The sequence below is a fragment of the Nostoc sp. FACHB-888 genome (genome assembly GCF_014696655.1).
Taxonomy (GTDB): Bacteria; Cyanobacteriota; Cyanobacteriia; order Cyanobacteriales; family Nostocaceae; genus Nostoc.
On the sequence record NZ_JACJQM010000100.1, the window covers coordinates 1 to 17208 of the forward strand.

Genomic DNA, 17208 nt, shown 5'->3' on the forward strand with positions numbered 1-17208 from the left:
AAGCGCCAACGTATGGGATCGGTTTTGCGAGTGGATCACCAGCACCAACAACCGTTTATATATCGGTTGGTTCGGCGTACTAATGATCCCCACCCTGCTAGCCGCTACCGCCTGCTTCGTAATCGCCTTCATCGCCGCACCTCCAGTAGACATCGATGGTATCCGTGAACCTGTTGCAGGTTCCTTAATTTACGGAAACAACATCATCTCTGGTGCAGTAGTACCTTCCTCCAACGCAATCGGTTTGCACTTCTACCCAATTTGGGAAGCAGCATCACTTGATGAGTGGCTATACAACGGTGGCCCTTACCAATTGGTAGTATTCCACTTCTTGATTGGCGTATTCTGCTACTTGGGTCGTGAATGGGAACTATCCTACCGCTTAGGTATGCGTCCTTGGATTGCTATTGCTTACAGCGCACCAGTAGCAGCAGCAACCGCAGTATTCTTGGTATACCCCATCGGACAAGGATCATTCTCTGATGGTATGCCTTTGGGTATCTCCGGAACCTTCAACTTCATGATCGTGTTCCAAGCAGAACACAACATCTTGATGCACCCCTTCCACCAACTAGGTGTAGCAGGTGTATTTGGTGGAAGCTTGTTCTCCGCAATGCACGGTTCATTGGTAACAAGTTCACTAGTTCGTGAAACCACCGAAACCGAATCACAAAACTACGGTTACAAATTCGGTCAAGAAGAAGAAACCTACAACATCGTTGCAGCCCACGGCTACTTCGGTCGTCTAATCTTCCAATACGCTTCTTTCAACAACAGCCGTTCACTGCACTTCTTCTTAGCAGCATGGCCTGTAATTGGTATCTGGTTCACCGCCTTGGGTGTAAGCACAATGGCGTTCAACTTGAACGGTTTCAACTTCAACCAATCAATCATTGATTCAAGCGGTCGCGTGATCAGCACTTGGGCTGATGTAATCAACCGGGCTAACCTGGGTATGGAAGTAATGCACGAGCGTAACGCTCACAACTTCCCCTTAGATTTGGCTGCTGGTGATGTTGCTCCTGTGGCAATGAGCGCTCCTGCTATCAACGGTTAATTCTGAAGTTTCGCTCTTATTAAAAAGCGCTCTCCCAAAAGGGAGGGCGCTTTTTAGTATTAATGATAATAACAATGAAATAGTGATGATAACGCTTTTAGCTCATCACCACTCATGTCATGGCATAGGATGAAAAAGAAGATCGGGTAAAAAATAGTTAAAAACCGCCCAAGTAGAGAAGGCAACTGATATAGAAATAACGGCAAGAACAGGAGCAAGAGAAAGGTACTTAACGAAATAGTCCTTTTGGTCGTTTGATTTTTGCATATAGCACTCTCTAAAGAATTTAAGAATTAAGTTGAAGTTAGCGTTGCGTTTGGAAACTCCTATTCTATATAGAATTCCAAGTTCAAGTTTTTGCTACAATCTCAATAATAAGAATTAATATTTCACTATGCCTCTAACCAAAGACTCGATAAATATTAAATTAATTAGTAATCTGAAATACAAAAAATATCTGTTATTACTTCAGGAAATTTAGATAAACTTAGTTAGAGGCTTGGCTCAAAGAGAAGAGTATTGATACCTTGGTCATCTCTGAATATATGAATCAGATGTGTTTTTATATAACTGCTGCGACATCATTAAATCCTATTTGCTCTGCTTCAAGGCCCTGTAGAGGTGCTATTCCCGGATTGTTAGAACCAGAATGTTTGCAGTGCTGATATCCCCAACTTCTTTAAAAAGTCGGGGATATTGTTGTTTATGAGTATTTTAATGTTAGTCTACTATCGGTGTAAGATAATGCACGATCGCTTCTGCTGTTGGCAAATTAGTTGCTAGTAAAACTTGATTAATAGTGCATAACCTGATCAGCGCTTCTTCATTTGCTTGACCAAGCTGTGGTTGCAGCAAATCTCTCAGAAAAATAACTGCTAAAATTTCACCTGCTCCAACTAATGAAGCAATTGTTTGATATCCTCCAGAAGTTGGTGCTGGGGTTTGTTGACTAATAGTTATCCCTGCTTGTTGCTGTAAGATTTCGCTAACAGATGGCCAGGTAATTGTAAAGCTCTGTGAGAAAAATTCTTGATGCTGAGAAACAAATTCAGCAAGTTCTGATTTTTTGCTTTCGTGAGCGATGAGTACTATGTTTCTTTCAATAATCACTTGCGGAGGCTCACTTACATTTGTTTCTTCTGGAGTTTCATCAGATTGAGTTGCTTCTACTTCAGAAACCTCTTCAAGAGTTAGATTTATGCTCTCCGTCGCTCCACTTTCTATTGTTTCCAAAGATTGGATATCAGCTAAGTCAGAGACTTCACTTACTGGAACATCATCAACATCTACACTGACTTCTTCAGTACTTGCGTTGCTCAAATCTTCCTCAACGGTATTATCATGCTCTGTCAATGCTTCAGAAACTTCGCTTCCTGTTTCATCAACAGCAAAACTAGGTTCTACTTCGTCAACTTCTGCGCTATTTTCTGCTGTCAATGACGTATCCAAAGTTACCAATCTCTCATGGAGATTCTGTGTAACTTCGGTTAATGTTTCTTGCGGTTGAATGCCCTCGTCTTCATAAGCTTCGTTGACAAATTCGCCAAACTTTGCACTAACTTCTTCCGCAACTGGTGTATCTAAATTTACTACTTCACTTTCATTATAAGTAGCTTCTGGAGCGATACTCTCCTCCTCAGATACCTGATGGAAAATATCACGCGGCTGCACGAAGGTGACTTCTGCTTCTAGTGCTGCTTCAAATGCATCCTCATGGGAAGTAGATTCTGAAATGGCGCTCTGTGCGGGAACTTCGCCGAAAATATCACGCGGCTGTACAAAGGTGACTTCTGCTTCTAGTGCTGCTTCAAATGCATCCTCATCGGAAGTAGCTTCGGGAATGGCACTTGTATCACGCTGCTGTACGAAGGTAGATTCTGCTTTTAGTGCTGCTGCAAAGTCTGCATCTTCATCGGAGGTAGCTTCGGGAAGAAAACTTTCCTCTTCAGGAGTTTCAATGATGTTTTCAGGCGCAGCGATCGCATCATCAGCTACAGTAAAAGAAACTTCTAAGGCTTCGCTGACTTCTGGAACTTCTACTTCCTCAACATCTGCGCTGACTTCTGCTGCAACTGATGTTCCGAAATCCACAACTTCATTACTAACATCGTGTGGAACTTCGCTAACAGCTTCTGGTGACTGAATGATATTTTCAGGGGTGCTTACCTCAACAACTGAGATAACATCATCAGGTTGAGTAGAAATTTCTGAGATTTCGCTGGTTTCTAGGGAAACAACATTAAGTTCAAGTGTTTCTAGTTCTTGGTTAATTGGCGCTGAAACTTCGTTGGCTACCTCTAGTGCTGGATTAGCAGGGTTGGCAACGCTGACATTTTCAGGCGATCGCGTCCGAGAAAACAATGAAGGGTCTATAATTCTAAATACTGTCTCTGGTTGCTCATAGACGGGAGCAACAGCTTCCAAAATCAAAACGTAATCTGCAATCCTGATAACGTCTCCATCGCTCAAAGAATATAATCGATCTTTTTCAGCCTGTTTCCCGTTGAATATTGAACCATTTCTACTGCCAAGATCAGAGAAGTAGTAATTTCCACCTTTAACAAAAAACTTAGCATGTACCCGACTGATATCAGGGCTGTCTAGAAGTAAATCAGAATCAGGAGAACGGCCTATTAGCCATTCTCCTCTTGTTGTACTTTCTGGGGTAAGGTCAACTTCATTTACTTCACTTAGATTTGGTGAGTAGCTAACTTTTACTTTCATATTAATTTTTGGTTAATTTTATTGATTTCTGCCACCCAGCGCTGACGGGTAGCGTGTTCTAAATTTAAAATATCATCTTGTGACCAGTGGAAATGATAAGCAATAAATGCTACCTCCTCATACAAAGTATCAGAGGGGTAGCTTACGGCTCCCCCGCTAGTTCTAGCTCCACTGAAAATTGAGTATTGCATTGGGGACATTGTGTCGGAATGTGTACATTTCCTTGCTGATTGATTCGATTGTAAAATTCTCGGAGATAGGCAATGTCATGCAGGAGCAGTTCTTCGAGTAAATCGGGGCTAACAGAGTTGAGACTGCCTAAGCGAGTAATAACCCGTGCAAGCATCACCAATACGCCATAAGCGGGATTTTCCTGAACTCTGCGTTCTTGTTGCACCAAAATTTCATCTTTAGCGGTGGCTAAACGCATCACCCCATGACGATGTATTCGCTGTTTACTATCACTCAACCCTCTAGGAAGAGTAAAGGCAAATTCTGTGCAGAGAGTATCCTTTTGACGGCGCATAGGTAATTTATTTTGGGAATTGGGCATTGAGAATTGGGCATAGGGCATAAGGTATAGGGCATTGGAAAAAGAATTCTTATAGCTCCTAAACTCCTAACTCTTAACTCCTAATTCCTAACTACCCATTCCCCATTCCCCAATTTAATTGTGAAGAAGTGCTTCGGGAGAATTTGCTGTATCTTCTGGTATAGAAGTTTCGACTTCCAATCCATTGATTCGCCGATAAAAATCTTGAAGGTAATTTAAATCTTGGGCAAAAAAGTTTTCCACTATTGCAGGAGTCACTTCTGATAAAGCACCCAAGTGGGTAATCACTCGCGCCAAGATAATAATTGTGGCATAAACGGGATTCGCTTTAACGCGGGGATCACGCAAGGGTGCAATCTCGTCTATCGCCGTTGATAGCCGCATTACACCTTTGCGGTGGAGGTTGCCTTCAGAGTCTAGATACCCCTTAGGCAGTGTAAATTCAAACTCTGTGGGAAACATACTTCTCCTAATTACTTCACGCGTTTAAATTCCTCAAAAGCAACCTCCACTTCCTCAATTTCGATGTCATGGCTACGGGCGTTGACATCGGCAATTTTGTAACTTGTAGGCCAAGCACCAGCTAATTCAAATCTAGCTACTTCTTGATTTGCCTGATTATAAATAGATAAAGCAACCAGTCTACGTTGTTGAGACCAATTACCCTTTTCCACTTTTTCAAACCAGTTCCAAAAATCCATAGAGTTGGTAGTACCTCTACGCAGAGTAAGATTACCACTCTTCGGATTGCTAGGAAGCTTAGTTATCACTACCTGACCTTTTGACTGCCCTTGTGTACCCCAGGTTTGAGAAGTGACTTCAGAAATTTCAATTACCTCTTGTGTTCTTTTGAAGCCTTGACACTCCAAAAAGAAACAATTGGCATCATTTTGACCTTCTAGTGTCAGTTCTAAATAGAACCGATGGGCTGTAAGAACTTCTGGAATTCGGCTGGCGGATTGTACCACTGTTAATTACTGCAAATGTTAATTATTTGATTCGTTTAATTCCTTCGTGAACCAATTCAATGGTTTCATTCGCCATATCACCACCAGACGCACTTAAGGTAGGGCCAGTGTATTTACAGGGATAACAATTGACAATATTCCAGCGTGCCTTTTCAGAGCCTTGTTGGTCATAAGCAACCACCGAACCAGTCTTACGATTCTGTGACCACTTCCGAGGATCACCCATATCTTCGTTACAGTCTTGATACCATTTATAAAGGTCTATATCATCAGTGGCGATGACTTTTACTGTGATGTTGGTAAACTTAACAACCGTTGGTGTAGCTTGACGCATTAGTTTAGCGCCCTTAGATGAACCGTGAACTTCTTGCGCTGGAGTATTTTCAACACCTAGTCCACTAATCTCTTTAATGAATTTATCTGTAATTCCATCAGCCTCGAAGTAAAATTTACAAGAGGTTAAAAATTCGCCTGCCATACTTTTAGACTCCTTTATGTGTAATTAATTTGGGGAATGGAAAGTGGGGGATGGGGAATGGAGAGCAGGGGGAGCAGAGGAAGAAGAACATATTGATGATTGACCAATGCCCAATGCCCCATACCCTATTCGCTATCTTCAATACCATTCCATTGACTGATGCGGAAAACAACAAATTCAGCAGGTCTAACGGGACAAACACCAACTTCGATATATAAACGACCTAAAATCCTGGTTTCTGGTGGGTTTAATTCTTCGTCGCACTTGACATAAAATGCTTGTGCTGGAGATGCCCCAAATAAAGCACCTTCACGCCAGATACGTTCTAAGAAATTACTGACAGTGCGGGTTACACGTGCCCATAAATCTTGGTCGTTCGGTTCAAAAACTACCCACTGAGTCCCTAATTCTAGAGATTTTTCGATATAGCTAATTAGTCTACGCACACTGATGTAACGCCACTCTGTCTTATCTGGCTCAACGAGAGTGCGTGCGCCCCAAATACGGATACCTCGATTGGGGAAGCTGCGAATGCAATTTATCCCCAGGGGGTTTAATAGTTCTTGTTCGCGGAAGTTTGTATCATAGCCCAAACCAATTACGCCTCTAGGAACTTCATTTGCAGGCGCTTTGTAAACTCCTCTGGTTTCGTCGGTGCGGGCCCAAACACCCATCACATGACCACAAGGAGGTACTAAAATTGGATTACCGCGATCGCGTGGATTAGGTACTTTGATCCAAGGATAATAAAGGGCTGCAAACATAGAACGACGGTTAAATCTGTTTAACCATTCCACTACTTGTTGAGGTTTGACAGCTTCCGGTGGCGCATCCAAAACAACCATGCGGTTGGGCGGATTGGGAATATCACCACTGGCAGAACCCTCGCACATACTAATCATCAACTCGATGATGCCGTGGACTTGATCTAAATTGAGCACCTGCTCTTGATAAGCCCGCATCACATCAGGACAGGCCAGCATTGTGATTTCATCAACTTCAAAGATACCGCGTACCCCGGTGCGATCGTCTCGAACCCCTTCTAAATTTTGCGAAAATCTATCGGGTGGAGTGGCAACAATGGGCGGTGCTAATTCATATTGACCATTAACGGGACGACGAGCTAAAGGTTGTCCACTTTGAGTAATATCTTCTACAGTGACATACAGCGAATTTCTCAATGCCGCCAGCGCATAAGTTGCGACTTGAGCATTAGGGTCGCGGTTCATGCTCAAGTTCTCGTATTCCTCTAGAAGCTCATCTCCCCGACGAATTTGAATGGTGAAATATTCACCCGTATTTGGAGGTGCTTCTCCTTCAGTACCTTCGGGTAAGGCGCGGGGTGAACCATCAATAATCATGATATTGACTAATCCGCCTGCTGCTTGCTCAGGGCGCAAAGTAAAGCGGAGCGATGGACGATTACCTCTAGAGTTAATTCGTAGGGTAGCCGGTTCTGGAGCCGCAGGTTTGGGTGCGCCTGGTAACTGGGTGCCGATGCTTGTTACCCAGCAGCGACCGCCACCATTCATAAAGTAGCCGTAAACTGAAAAGGGTAAATAGGCGTTGAAGTCGGTGAACCCATCAGAGTTAGGACGGGCAAAGTAGTTGAGATATTGTGTCCAAGTGGTAACTAGCATGGGCTTGTATAACTCAGCCCCAGCACGAACGTCTTCTGTAAAGCCTACAAATCCGGCAACTGCCGTGCTAACACCTTCAATTGGTCGGCTACCTCGGTCAACTTCTTCAATATAGACACCGGGAGCAAAGTAATCAAGTCTAGCCATGAAAGTCTCTCCAAGTCAGTAAAAATCTAATTATTCAGGAGTTAGAAATATTTCTTTGAAAGTATGACTTTGGCTATCTACCAATGCATTGACGTTTTGGGGTAAATAGCCAGGATGATTCAGAGTCAAAACATAATTACCTAAATGAAGGTCTTCAAAGAAGAACAGCCCTTCTTTAGTAGTTAATAGAGACTTTTCAGTTCCCCTCACAGCCACTTCTGTCGCTACCAACGGCAGATTTGTCACCGCACTTTTGACAATGCCTGCGATCGCAACTCGCCTAGTTAAAACTAAACTGTCAGTATCACGAGATAATTGATTTCGCAGATTGGAAATTCTCTCCCAAACCAAAGGTACTGAAGTAGGTTGTGGCTCGAAGGGTATTGTAACTGTCAAATATAAGGCTGAACGCAATGGCACACTCAGAGCGCTCCATAAAGAGCCAATCTCAATTGGCGGCTCTAGGGCAACTGTCATGTTCAAATTACCATAGCCCCGTAATTCAGGAACCAAAAACTCCTCTTCTAAGGTGCGATGGCGCAACAGTACTGTCAACGCCTCACTGATAAAGTGATGCTCACCTAAAGCTGTTCTATCCCAGGCTGTTAATAGCAGCGAAACATCAAACCAAGCGGGTGCCCAATTTACACTGGCAGGTTGTAGAGCGCGTGTTAGCTTGCGTTCAACTTGCCTGCCAGAATGTTGTACCTGCTTACTCTCACGTATATCAAATATGTATAAATTGAGAGTCGGCCCTGCTCCCTCTTCCCTTCGATTACCAGGATGGCTAAAGTCAATTTGCTCTGTACTGGTAAGTGAGGTTCCTCCAGCTAGAATTTCGGCTAAAGTTTGAAGAACAAAGATAAGCATGAAGGTGTTGTGCTGGTAGCTAATCCAGATGCATCTACAGTATATGTATCAGCCTTCTAAAGTTAATTAGACTTTTGTCGATATTTTTGGATGGGGCATTAGGCATTTTTTCTCTCCTTCTGCTTCCCTTGCTCCCTCGTTCGCAGTTTCTCCAGAATGATAATTGAGAAGGCTAAAGAATATTAGATTTTCAAAAATCCGAAAAGCAGCAACTTTAGTTTGTAGATTAGTCTAGAGCAGTTCTTAATTGGACGCACTACATTTTTTCTTGTGGGATGGGCATCTTGCCCGCCCTAGTAGTTTACTAGAGCAACTTTGATGGATGAATAAGTTTGTAGTAAGGACTTTAGTCCTTGGCTTGAGCGCTGACTAAGAACCAAGCATTGTTGCCTTGCTACAGTCGAGATTTATCGAAGTGTTACAAATAAAAACTATATATACTTAGAAAAGAGAGAAGCACCTGTGAATACAAACTTAATAATTCTTTGTATGAATTATCTAACAAGATAACTTAACAAAAAAATAAACATTACTGAAACTGCATAATTTTATACTAGTCAGCAGAAGAGTAAAAACATTTGGTTGCAAAAAGCGAGTGAAGCTATGACACTAGGCTTTTCTATACAAAAACTAGAGAATAGCTCGAATTATTTGAGTTCTTCCGATATTCAGAGCTTTTGTCAGCTAGAATCTGAGCAGTTAACTAGTCAGTATCCAATTTTTTTCGCTCGTATTGTCTATCATGATTGCTTGCTGAAAAATCATCACGAAGTTATCCATTATGGTCAAGACCAAGCTCCTTTTTCCCCAAAAACTTTAGCTTATTTGCGATCAGAAACATGGCTTACAGATTTTCCGCCTGCTTTTACTTTACACGAATTTAGACTTAAGGACTTTTCATCCATTTCTTACATTTGCCCCATAGCCTATAGAAATCAAAAACCTGAATATATTCAAATCATTACTCATGAACCTCTCTCAGAGAGTTTGCAATTGTCCGTAAAACGCTCTGCTATCCTCCTGAGTAAGTATGTAGATGTTTACTTGGACTATGGAAGACAAAAAACGGAAATTCAACTACTAGAAGATATATTGCATCGAGTTGGACATCAATTGCGTAACTCGCTAGGGCTTATCGGATTATATGCACATAATTTATGCTTAGGTTTAGAGGATAGCCCTTGGCAAGAGCAAGCAACAATCATCGGCGAAAGCATACAAGATTTAGATACTAATTTGAATGAGCTTATTGATTGTGGACAAGGTGCAAAATTAAGGGTCACACTTCAAGATTTAAGAAGTTTGGTAGTTGAAAGTATCACCAATTTACAACCTCTAATTAATCAGAAAAAACTTAAAATATCGATTCCCGATACATCGACGATACTGAAGATAGACAGATTACAAATGAAACAAGTATTTGACAATGTCCTCAGTAATGCTGTTCATTTCAGTCCTGATTCAGGAACTATTACCTGTAATTGGCAAATTTTTCAAGATGAAGTTTTAATCAAAATTTCCGACCAAGGGCCAGGATTATCTAAGGAGGATTTACAAAAAGTATTTACCCCATTTTATTCCCGGCGTCGAGGAGGTACAGGGCTGGGTTTAACTATTGCTAAAAAAATTGTCTTGGATCATCAAGGAACTATCTGGGCACAAGTTTTATCCGAAAGTGGAGCACAATTTTCTATAATTTTGCCTCGACCAAGGAGCGTGAATTAATTCGTAATGAAGCTGGTGGACTCGCTAATATAATAAAAATATGACTAATGATCATAAAAAACTTTCAGTTTTGCTAGTGGATGACGAAGAACGCTTTCGGGAAGGATTACGTACTCTGCTCAATTTTTATAGTATTAATTCTGCATTACCTGTAGAAGTTATCGGTAATGCAGATTCTGTCGAGCAGGTTTTAAAATTTACTGCCCAAAAGCATCCAGATTTAATTTTGCTGGATATGCAATTGAAAGGATGTGATGGGATTACAGTTCTGGCACGTCTTAAAGAAACTGCTTACACTGGCAAGGTTTTAGTATTGTCGGCTCATCAAGAAGAGGACTGGATTTTTAGAGCAATGCAGGCGGGAGCCGCAGGTTATGTGTTTAAAAATCGTGTGGCGACACAATTGTGTGAAGCTATTGACACTGTTACAAAGTCGGAAATTTATCTACCTTCAGAAGTTGCTAGTCGATTTTTCCGGTTTTTTCAGGCTTATTCAGACTCTTGTGTAAAAGCATGTCATGAAGTGCATTTAACAGAGAGAGAGCAAGAAGTTTTATACTGGTTAACTCAAGGTGCTTCTAATGAAGAAATTGCTAAACATTTGTATGTAACAGTTGCGACTGTTAAGGCGCATCTCACAAGTATTTTTGAAAAATTGAAGGTTACTAGCCGGACTCAAGCTATTGTAGCTGCCCTCAAGTTAGGATTAGTTCACGCTTGAGCGCGACGGAAGTAATTGGCGCAATTCACGAAACTTTTTGTATATGCCTTCATTTGAGTCTTTTTATCAACAATACCCCTGCTCATACAATTCTCCCTTAAATTGCGATCGCCCTTTCCAAACGGCGCAGCAAATCAAGGGCGCTAAGTTTTGCTTGGAATGTGGTTTTCCAGCAACTTTACCGCAGGAGGCTGAGATTAAAGGGAATCAGGGGACTTATCAAATAGCTAGTTATGTCGGTGTGCGGGGTTTAGGCCGTTTATACTCAGGTATCCAACTCAAGGACAAACAGCCTGTAATCATCAAAGAATACCTGCTACCCAATCGTAGTTTTAATGAAAGCGAGACTCAAAAGCGCAAAGAGACTTTCAAACGGGTGGGTGGGGTAAGTTTAGCTGATAGTAGAATTCAAAACTTCCGTCTTGTAGAAACTCAAGAAGCGATCGCAGACGAAAAAGGAGAACGCTGTTATTTAATTATTAAAGGAGTAGAGTCATCGCAAACTTTAGGGAAATATCTCATAGAGAAGGGAGCCATGACATCTCTAGATGTACGTGAAGTACTAAATCAAGGTTTACAAACTCTCCAGTTTCTCCACACCCAAAAGCTGCGTTTTCCCTCAAATCAAACACAACTGGGTGTATCTCATGGCAACATTAATTTAGATAGTACCTTAATTAAGGTAGAAAATAATCAACAGTTTTCTATATACTTTTGTGATTTAGCTATCTGGGAAAACTTATTTATTCCACCTATTATTACTCAACCCGCACCCACCAAACCTGAGCAAGATTTAGAATCGCTAGGATTGCTAGCCTTTTATTTATGGGTAGGGCGGACAACTAATTTTTTAACAAACCGGCCTCTCGATCCTAGAGATAATCAACAATGGCCAGATACTGATAGTCATTTAAAGCAGTTTATTTATCGTTTAATTGGGCTAGAAACTCCTTTCGAGAGTGCAGAAGCGGCCCGTCAAGCACTACTACAACTTCCCAAAGAAGATCATGCGAAAAATTCAGTGCAATCGTTGGCTGCTTCTCAAAAAATAGAAAAGCGTTTGCCAATGCCTTTAATTTTGTTAGGGATTCTGGCTTTATTATTAGTTGGTGGAGGAATTTGGTATTTGCTTTTGGGCAAAAATACAGATAGTCCTAATCAATATTTATTATGGTCTAAACTTGTGCGCAATTTCTCAGAAGTCCCTAACGTTCCTTCTGGAAAATTTATTTATACAGGAGAAAAAGACAGTACATGGAGCTATATTTTAACCCAACCATTAGACAACAGTCGTTTAGGAGATTTATTGACCAGACCCAAGCTAGATGCAACAGCAATATTTAATTATGAATCTGTTTTGTCATCAAATGCAAATAATCCGATTAGAAGTATAGAAGAAGTCCAAGCAAGCAAAAAAGACTTTGCAATTACTAGTTTGGAAAATAACATCACCAGCAAATTTGATAAAAAACAAGTTGCCTACGATGGATTAATTGTTTTTGTCGCATTTAATAAAAGAGACTCAAATCTTGCTAATGCTCTAGGAGGGCAAATAAATATTGAGCAATTGCGTCGAATTTACACAGGTAAAATTACCAATTGGCAAGAAATTAGTCCCAAACTTCCAAATCTACCTGTGAAACCTTTTGCCCCAACTGAACCGGAAGCAATCAGTAAATTTCAAAAAATAGTTCTCAAAAATGCCCCTCAAGACGAAGCTTTATTTGCAGCAAAAGTTATTAAACTTGATACAACAAAAACCCAAAATCAGATCCGCAGTGAAACTTTAGAGGGGCGAACCACTGGTATTATCAGTTTTGGTATTATCAGTAAAACTTGGAAACAGTGTACTGGCTATCCGCTAGCGATCGCAGATGGCAAAAATTCAGCCATTCAACCTCTATTTCAACGGCGCGATCGGCGCTCAATTAATCCCTCAGATGATTTGTGTCAACATGATGATTATTATGTTGATGTCACAACTTTCAAAAGCTACCCCTTGGGATACCCTATTTTTGTAGTGTACCCTAAAGACAGCAATCGCCTGCCTGGCGGTTCTACATTTGCTCAGATGCTAACCACTCGTCAGGGTCAGTGTTTACTTAGTAAAGTAGGTCTTGTAGCTTTACAACCTCTGCCTGATGATATAAATTCTTATGCTTGCAAATCGGTGCCCTAATCCTAGTTGCGAATATTTTAACCGCGTCCTGCCTAACAATGCTAAGGTTTGTCCCTGGTGTTCCACTCCTGTGGGTAATGTAGTTGCCCCTACCCCACAACAACCACCACCTATTCAACAACAACCTAGTCAACCACCACCTGTTCAGTATCAGCGACCCCCAGAGCAACCTAACTACCAGGTTCCTCAACAAGCTCCTGTTGATTATTCAACAACCTATCAGCCACGGGTTTCCTATCCACCAACACCGCCTGTTTATACCCCCCCGCCTCAAAGAGCGCCAGCCTTAAAGTTGATTCATACCACTGGGAGAGAATTTAACCTCGTTGGAGAAGGAGGTTATATTGGTCGTCGCAGCCAGAGTCCAGGAATAGTGCCGCCAGAAATTGACCTGACCGGCATCCCCAGTGAGGGAATAGTTTCTCGTCGTCATGCGCGAGTCGATTGGGACTGGTCGCAAAATGCATATATGATTGTTGATATGAGTACAAATGGTATTTATTTAAACAACAATCCTTTAACTCCTGGTATGCAATACCGCTTGCTAAATGGAGACTCGCTGCGATTTGGTCAGGATAATTTAGTTAATTTCACTGTGTATGTTGTGTAGGTAAAAGCGTTAGCTAAGGCACTAGATTTGCTAAAAGCTGTCAAATTTCATGGGGTAGTTGATTGATTAGCTACCCTTCAACTTTGGCTAGCGATCGCTTCCTTTGGCTCAGTAAAACTTTTGCTAGATGATTGATAGCTTATAATATATATCATTGGGGTAAACCACCCGTTAAATCAGGGCAAAACTGAGTCTGTCACCTTCGATTAATACATTTAATACAAATACAAAATACACAGCAGACAAGGCCATCAAGTGTAAGGGCGAACAAAAAAGCCGGAAAAAGCATCAGCAGAAAACTACTCGGCTAATAGAAAACAAAAATTTATAACAGATTACTCCTTCGCCAAGCAACTAGTCAAAGGTATAGATAAAACATTATTAGGAGATAAATTTTTAAAACAACTTCTCAAAAGCTTTGGCAAGACACAAATGAAATACATAATCGTTAATAAAAGCCATTAACGATGAGCTTAAGACCGTTTTCTAAAGTATTGTTTTGCCCTAAGTTTTCCTTACTTTGCTATATAAATATTTATATTAAAAACCGTTGATTTTTTAAATAAAATTTGGCAAAATTGTAATATTAGAAAATTAAATACACTACATTGTTCATCCCTTTTTTACTCATCAGGAACGCTTTTGAAGATAGGCTATCCACCTTTAAAGTTTTATAACTCTTGGAGTTAAAGAACTGAATTTGTTGTTCTATTTGATTTAGTTAAAACTGCCATAAATTAAATCCTATATTCTTTATTTAATGCCGGATAAATCTGATGCATCCTCCTGGCACAGTACTCCGCAGTCGTTATAAAATTATTCAACACTTGGGAAGCCGTGGGTTTGGCAATACATATTTGGCAGAAGATTTGGATATACCTATAAATCCCAAGCCTAAATGTGTTGTCAAACATCTGAAGCCGCAAAACCAGGATGAAGCACTTCTGAAGGTTGCTAAAAGTTTATTTAACCGGGAAGCTGAAATTTTATATCGCCTAGACAAGATTCACAACCAAGTTCCCAAACTATTCGCCCATTTTGAAGAAAACGGCGAATTTTACCTAGTACAAGAATTTATTGATGGGCATGACTTAAGCAAAGAAATAATAGCAGGTCAGCCTTGGAGTGAAGCAGAAGTAAAAAAACTGCTTAGGGATGTTTTAGAAATTTTAGCAGTTATCCATCAACAAAGTATTATTCATCGTGATATTAAGCCACAGAATATCATGCGTCATCATCAAGACGGAAAGATAGTGCTGATTGATTTTGGAGCAGTGAAAGAAATTAAATGCTTGGATACGAATACTCAAAGTCAAGTCACATCAAGCATCCTGATTGGCACAAATGGCTATATGCCAAATGAACAAGCTAATGGCAAGCCAAAACTATGTAGTGATGTGTATGCAGTCGGTATGCTGGGAATTCAAGCCCTGACAGGCATGGCACCTCGAGATTTACCCGAAGATCCGGTAACAGGTGAAATAATTTGGCGGGATCAGGCGAATGTCAGCGACAGATTTGCCGAGGTGTTAACAACTATGGTGCACTCTCACTTTAGCCTGCGTTACCAAACAGCAGCAGAAGCGTTGCAAGCACTTACTCAATCACCACCGCCACCACCATCACCAAAACCAAAGTTAGATCGCCCGCGATCGCTATCTAATCCGAAAGTTATGCTAACAGGCGGAGGAGTTTTACTTGCATGTATCATATCTTTGTATGTAGTATCTAGATATTTTACCCAATCACCAACTCCTCCAGATCCACAACCAGTTACTCCAAAACCGCTTCCTATAAGCAAAAAATTCTCTCAGCTACCTTGCGATCGCGATCAACAGCTAGCCTCACCCCCTACAGCCACAGGAGAGCCAACCTGGGAAACTAACATCTATAGATATTACGGGCAGATCAATCCAGAAACGAAAGAAGCCAACGGTAGAGGGTTGATGGTTTTTAAGCAGAATGGTTTTCAATACTATGGAGACTTTAAAAATAATAAACGTAATGGTTGTGGGAGATTATTATATCCGGTAGAAAGTAATATTAACTATTACTTAGGTCAGTTTAAGAATGATCAATTGCAAGGGTTAGGATATTTAAAATTGAGAAACGGCAACGAATATAGGGGAAACTTTGCTAAGAATAAATGCCAAGGAGAAGGAGTATATATATTTGCAGATAAAACTGAGCGAGATGGAGTCTGGCTCGAAGATAAGTTAGAAGGAAGTAACTTGTTATGTAATAAAAAGCCTTCAACGCCTAAGATGCCAAGTATCAGCTTTCTCAGCCCAAAACAAAACCCTTTTAACAGTTTTTAGTTTCTTTACTTAGGAAATAGTCTCCTCATGAATTGGATTTTTATACATTGATGGCGGTTTGAATTCCTCATACCGAATTGTATTCAAAGATAGTAAATTAAGTAGACCGAAAAATCCTGCGTTAGCGTTCGCACAGCCTCTCGTAGAGAAGGTATCGCTCCGTGATGGATATTGCTTAATTGTTCGGCTTGGAAGTACATATAATTTACCAACCGATGTTTGTGCAGAGCAGAGGTAGTTTTTAAATTGGGTTTCTCCGACTTGATTAATGTTGTTGAGCTTGGTTATTGCTCGTTCGACTTGTCCATACCAAAGTTTGGCTTCAATCTTTACCATCTATTTTTTGGGAGCCTGTATCTTATACAGGTTTTCTTTGATTTTACGTGAGTACCTATACTAATTTTACTTGATAGAGGCTTTTATCAATTTCCAAATATTGTAAAAAAAATATTAACCAAAAATTCCATTTTATTACTGGTTTAAAAACCAAAAATCTATCTATATAAATACTTTTAGGATGTATAAAATATTAAGTTTATTTTCATGTATGGTAATTAAACAAATCTCATGATTTACACTTAATTTATGAACAATATTTTGATAAATTGATTTTATACTAGATTTCTATTAGGACGTACTTAATATATTTTGTAATAGGATGGCTAAAATATTAGCTTGCTATCGTTATTTGTAAGTATTCATTAAGTACGATTTTCTAGAGAGTTAGTATTTATTAATGAGTTTGAAGTAGTACACATTACAAAAGGAAGAAAGGTGTTTTATGAAGATAAAATTTCTACTTTCTACTTGTTGCTTACTTGTTTCTACAAGTTTAAGTCTTCTTCCAACACAGCAAATACTAGGGCAACAAACATCGCCAGTATCTCCTGAACCAAGGGCTATACCACGTTCTCCAACAGCACCATCCTCTACGCCAACTGGTTCACCATCTTCTACACCAAGTGCTGCACCGATTCCCACAACAGCACCAAATACGATACCAACTTCTTCAGAATTCTCCCAACTACCTTGCAATAATGATCAACAGCTATCCTCGCCCCCCCCAGCGACAGGCAAGCCAACCTGGGAAACTAACATCTATAGATATTACGGCAAGATCAATCCAAGAACGAAAGAAGCCAACGGTAGAGGGTTGATGGTTTTTAAGCAGAATGGTTTTCAATACTATGGAGACTTTAAAAATAATAAACGTAATGG

Annotated in this window: 15 protein-coding genes and 2 pseudogenes; 7 read left to right on the forward strand and 10 right to left on the reverse strand. The window is 40.5% G+C overall.

Annotated features, from left to right (window positions below; translation table 11 throughout):
- A partial coding sequence (gene psbA / locus H6G26_RS30830) for a photosystem II q(b) protein (protein WP_190734336.1) occupies positions 1-1057 on the forward strand: 1057 nt, incomplete at its 5' end.
- A 117-nt stretch (positions 1058-1174) separates the two neighbouring features.
- On the opposite strand, the gene H6G26_RS30835 is transcribed toward psbA, so the two are convergent.
- From H6G26_RS30835 to H6G26_RS30870, 9 genes are all read right to left on the reverse strand, one after another.
- Positions 1175-1324, reverse strand: a complete 150-nt coding sequence (locus H6G26_RS30835) for a PsaJ protein (RefSeq protein ID WP_190734338.1) — start codon at positions 1322-1324, stop codon at positions 1175-1177.
- 453 nt (positions 1325-1777) lie between these two features.
- Positions 1778-3781, reverse strand: coding sequence for an FHA domain-containing protein (locus tag H6G26_RS30840; protein WP_190734340.1), 2004 nt, complete (start codon positions 3779-3781; stop codon positions 1778-1780).
- Positions 3778-3981, reverse strand: a complete 204-nt coding sequence (locus H6G26_RS44335) for a DUF6760 family protein (protein ID WP_347242528.1) — start codon at positions 3979-3981, stop codon at positions 3778-3780. The genes H6G26_RS30840 and H6G26_RS44335 overlap by 4 nt, the downstream gene beginning before the upstream one ends.
- A complete protein-coding gene (locus H6G26_RS30845) occupies positions 3924-4334 on the reverse strand; it encodes a phage tail assembly protein (RefSeq protein WP_347242529.1) in 411 nt (136 codons plus the stop codon). Before H6G26_RS30845 ends, H6G26_RS44335 begins: the two co-directional genes overlap by 58 nt.
- A gap of 114 nt (positions 4335-4448) precedes the next feature.
- Positions 4449-4796, reverse strand: a complete 348-nt coding sequence (locus H6G26_RS30850) for a hypothetical protein (RefSeq protein ID WP_190734342.1) — start codon at positions 4794-4796, stop codon at positions 4449-4451.
- An 11-nt stretch (positions 4797-4807) separates the two neighbouring features.
- Positions 4808-5302, reverse strand: a complete 495-nt coding sequence (locus H6G26_RS30855) for a phage tail protein (protein ID WP_190734344.1) — start codon at positions 5300-5302, stop codon at positions 4808-4810.
- Positions 5303-5324: 22 nt separating this feature from the next.
- Positions 5325-5780 carry a phage tail protein gene (locus H6G26_RS30860; RefSeq protein ID WP_190734346.1) on the reverse strand — a complete coding sequence of 152 codons (456 nt, stop codon included), beginning with the start codon at positions 5778-5780 and terminating at the stop codon, positions 5325-5327.
- 125 nt (positions 5781-5905) lie between these two features.
- Positions 5906-7567 carry a phage tail sheath C-terminal domain-containing protein gene (locus tag H6G26_RS30865; RefSeq protein ID WP_190734348.1) on the reverse strand — a complete coding sequence of 554 codons (1662 nt, stop codon included), beginning with the start codon at positions 7565-7567 and terminating at the stop codon, positions 5906-5908.
- Between the two features lie 30 nt (positions 7568-7597).
- Positions 7598-8437: a Pvc16 family protein gene (locus tag H6G26_RS30870; protein WP_190734349.1), complete on the reverse strand. Its 840-nt coding sequence runs from the start codon at positions 8435-8437 to the stop codon at positions 7598-7600.
- A gap of 603 nt (positions 8438-9040) precedes the next feature.
- Between H6G26_RS30870 and H6G26_RS30875 the strand changes: the two genes are divergently transcribed.
- From H6G26_RS30875 to H6G26_RS30895, 5 genes are all read left to right on the forward strand, one after another.
- A complete protein-coding gene (locus H6G26_RS30875) occupies positions 9041-10162 on the forward strand; it encodes a HAMP domain-containing sensor histidine kinase (RefSeq protein ID WP_190734351.1) in 1122 nt (373 codons plus the stop codon).
- Between the two features lie 40 nt (positions 10163-10202).
- Positions 10203-10883 (forward strand): response regulator transcription factor, encoded by a 681-nt coding sequence (locus H6G26_RS30880; RefSeq protein WP_190734353.1) that lies wholly within the window; start codon positions 10203-10205, stop codon positions 10881-10883.
- 43 nt (positions 10884-10926) lie between these two features.
- Positions 10927-13062 (forward strand): substrate-binding domain-containing protein, encoded by a 2136-nt coding sequence (locus H6G26_RS30885; protein WP_190734355.1) that lies wholly within the window; start codon positions 10927-10929, stop codon positions 13060-13062.
- Positions 13040-13672: an FHA domain-containing protein gene (locus H6G26_RS30890; protein WP_190734357.1), complete on the forward strand. Its 633-nt coding sequence runs from the start codon at positions 13040-13042 to the stop codon at positions 13670-13672. Before H6G26_RS30885 ends, H6G26_RS30890 begins: the two co-directional genes overlap by 23 nt.
- A gap of 776 nt (positions 13673-14448) precedes the next feature.
- Positions 14449-15990, forward strand: a complete 1542-nt coding sequence (locus H6G26_RS30895; protein WP_190734359.1) for a protein kinase — start codon at positions 14449-14451, stop codon at positions 15988-15990.
- 116 nt (positions 15991-16106) lie between these two features.
- Here H6G26_RS30895 and H6G26_RS43020 read toward each other — a convergent pair.
- Positions 16107-16368 (reverse strand): annotated as a pseudogene (locus H6G26_RS43020) (hypothetical protein); the annotation flags it as partial.
- Positions 16369-16771: 403 nt separating this feature from the next.
- Between H6G26_RS43020 and H6G26_RS42150 the strand changes: the two are divergent.
- Positions 16772-17208 (forward strand): annotated as a pseudogene (locus H6G26_RS42150) (hypothetical protein); the annotation flags it as partial.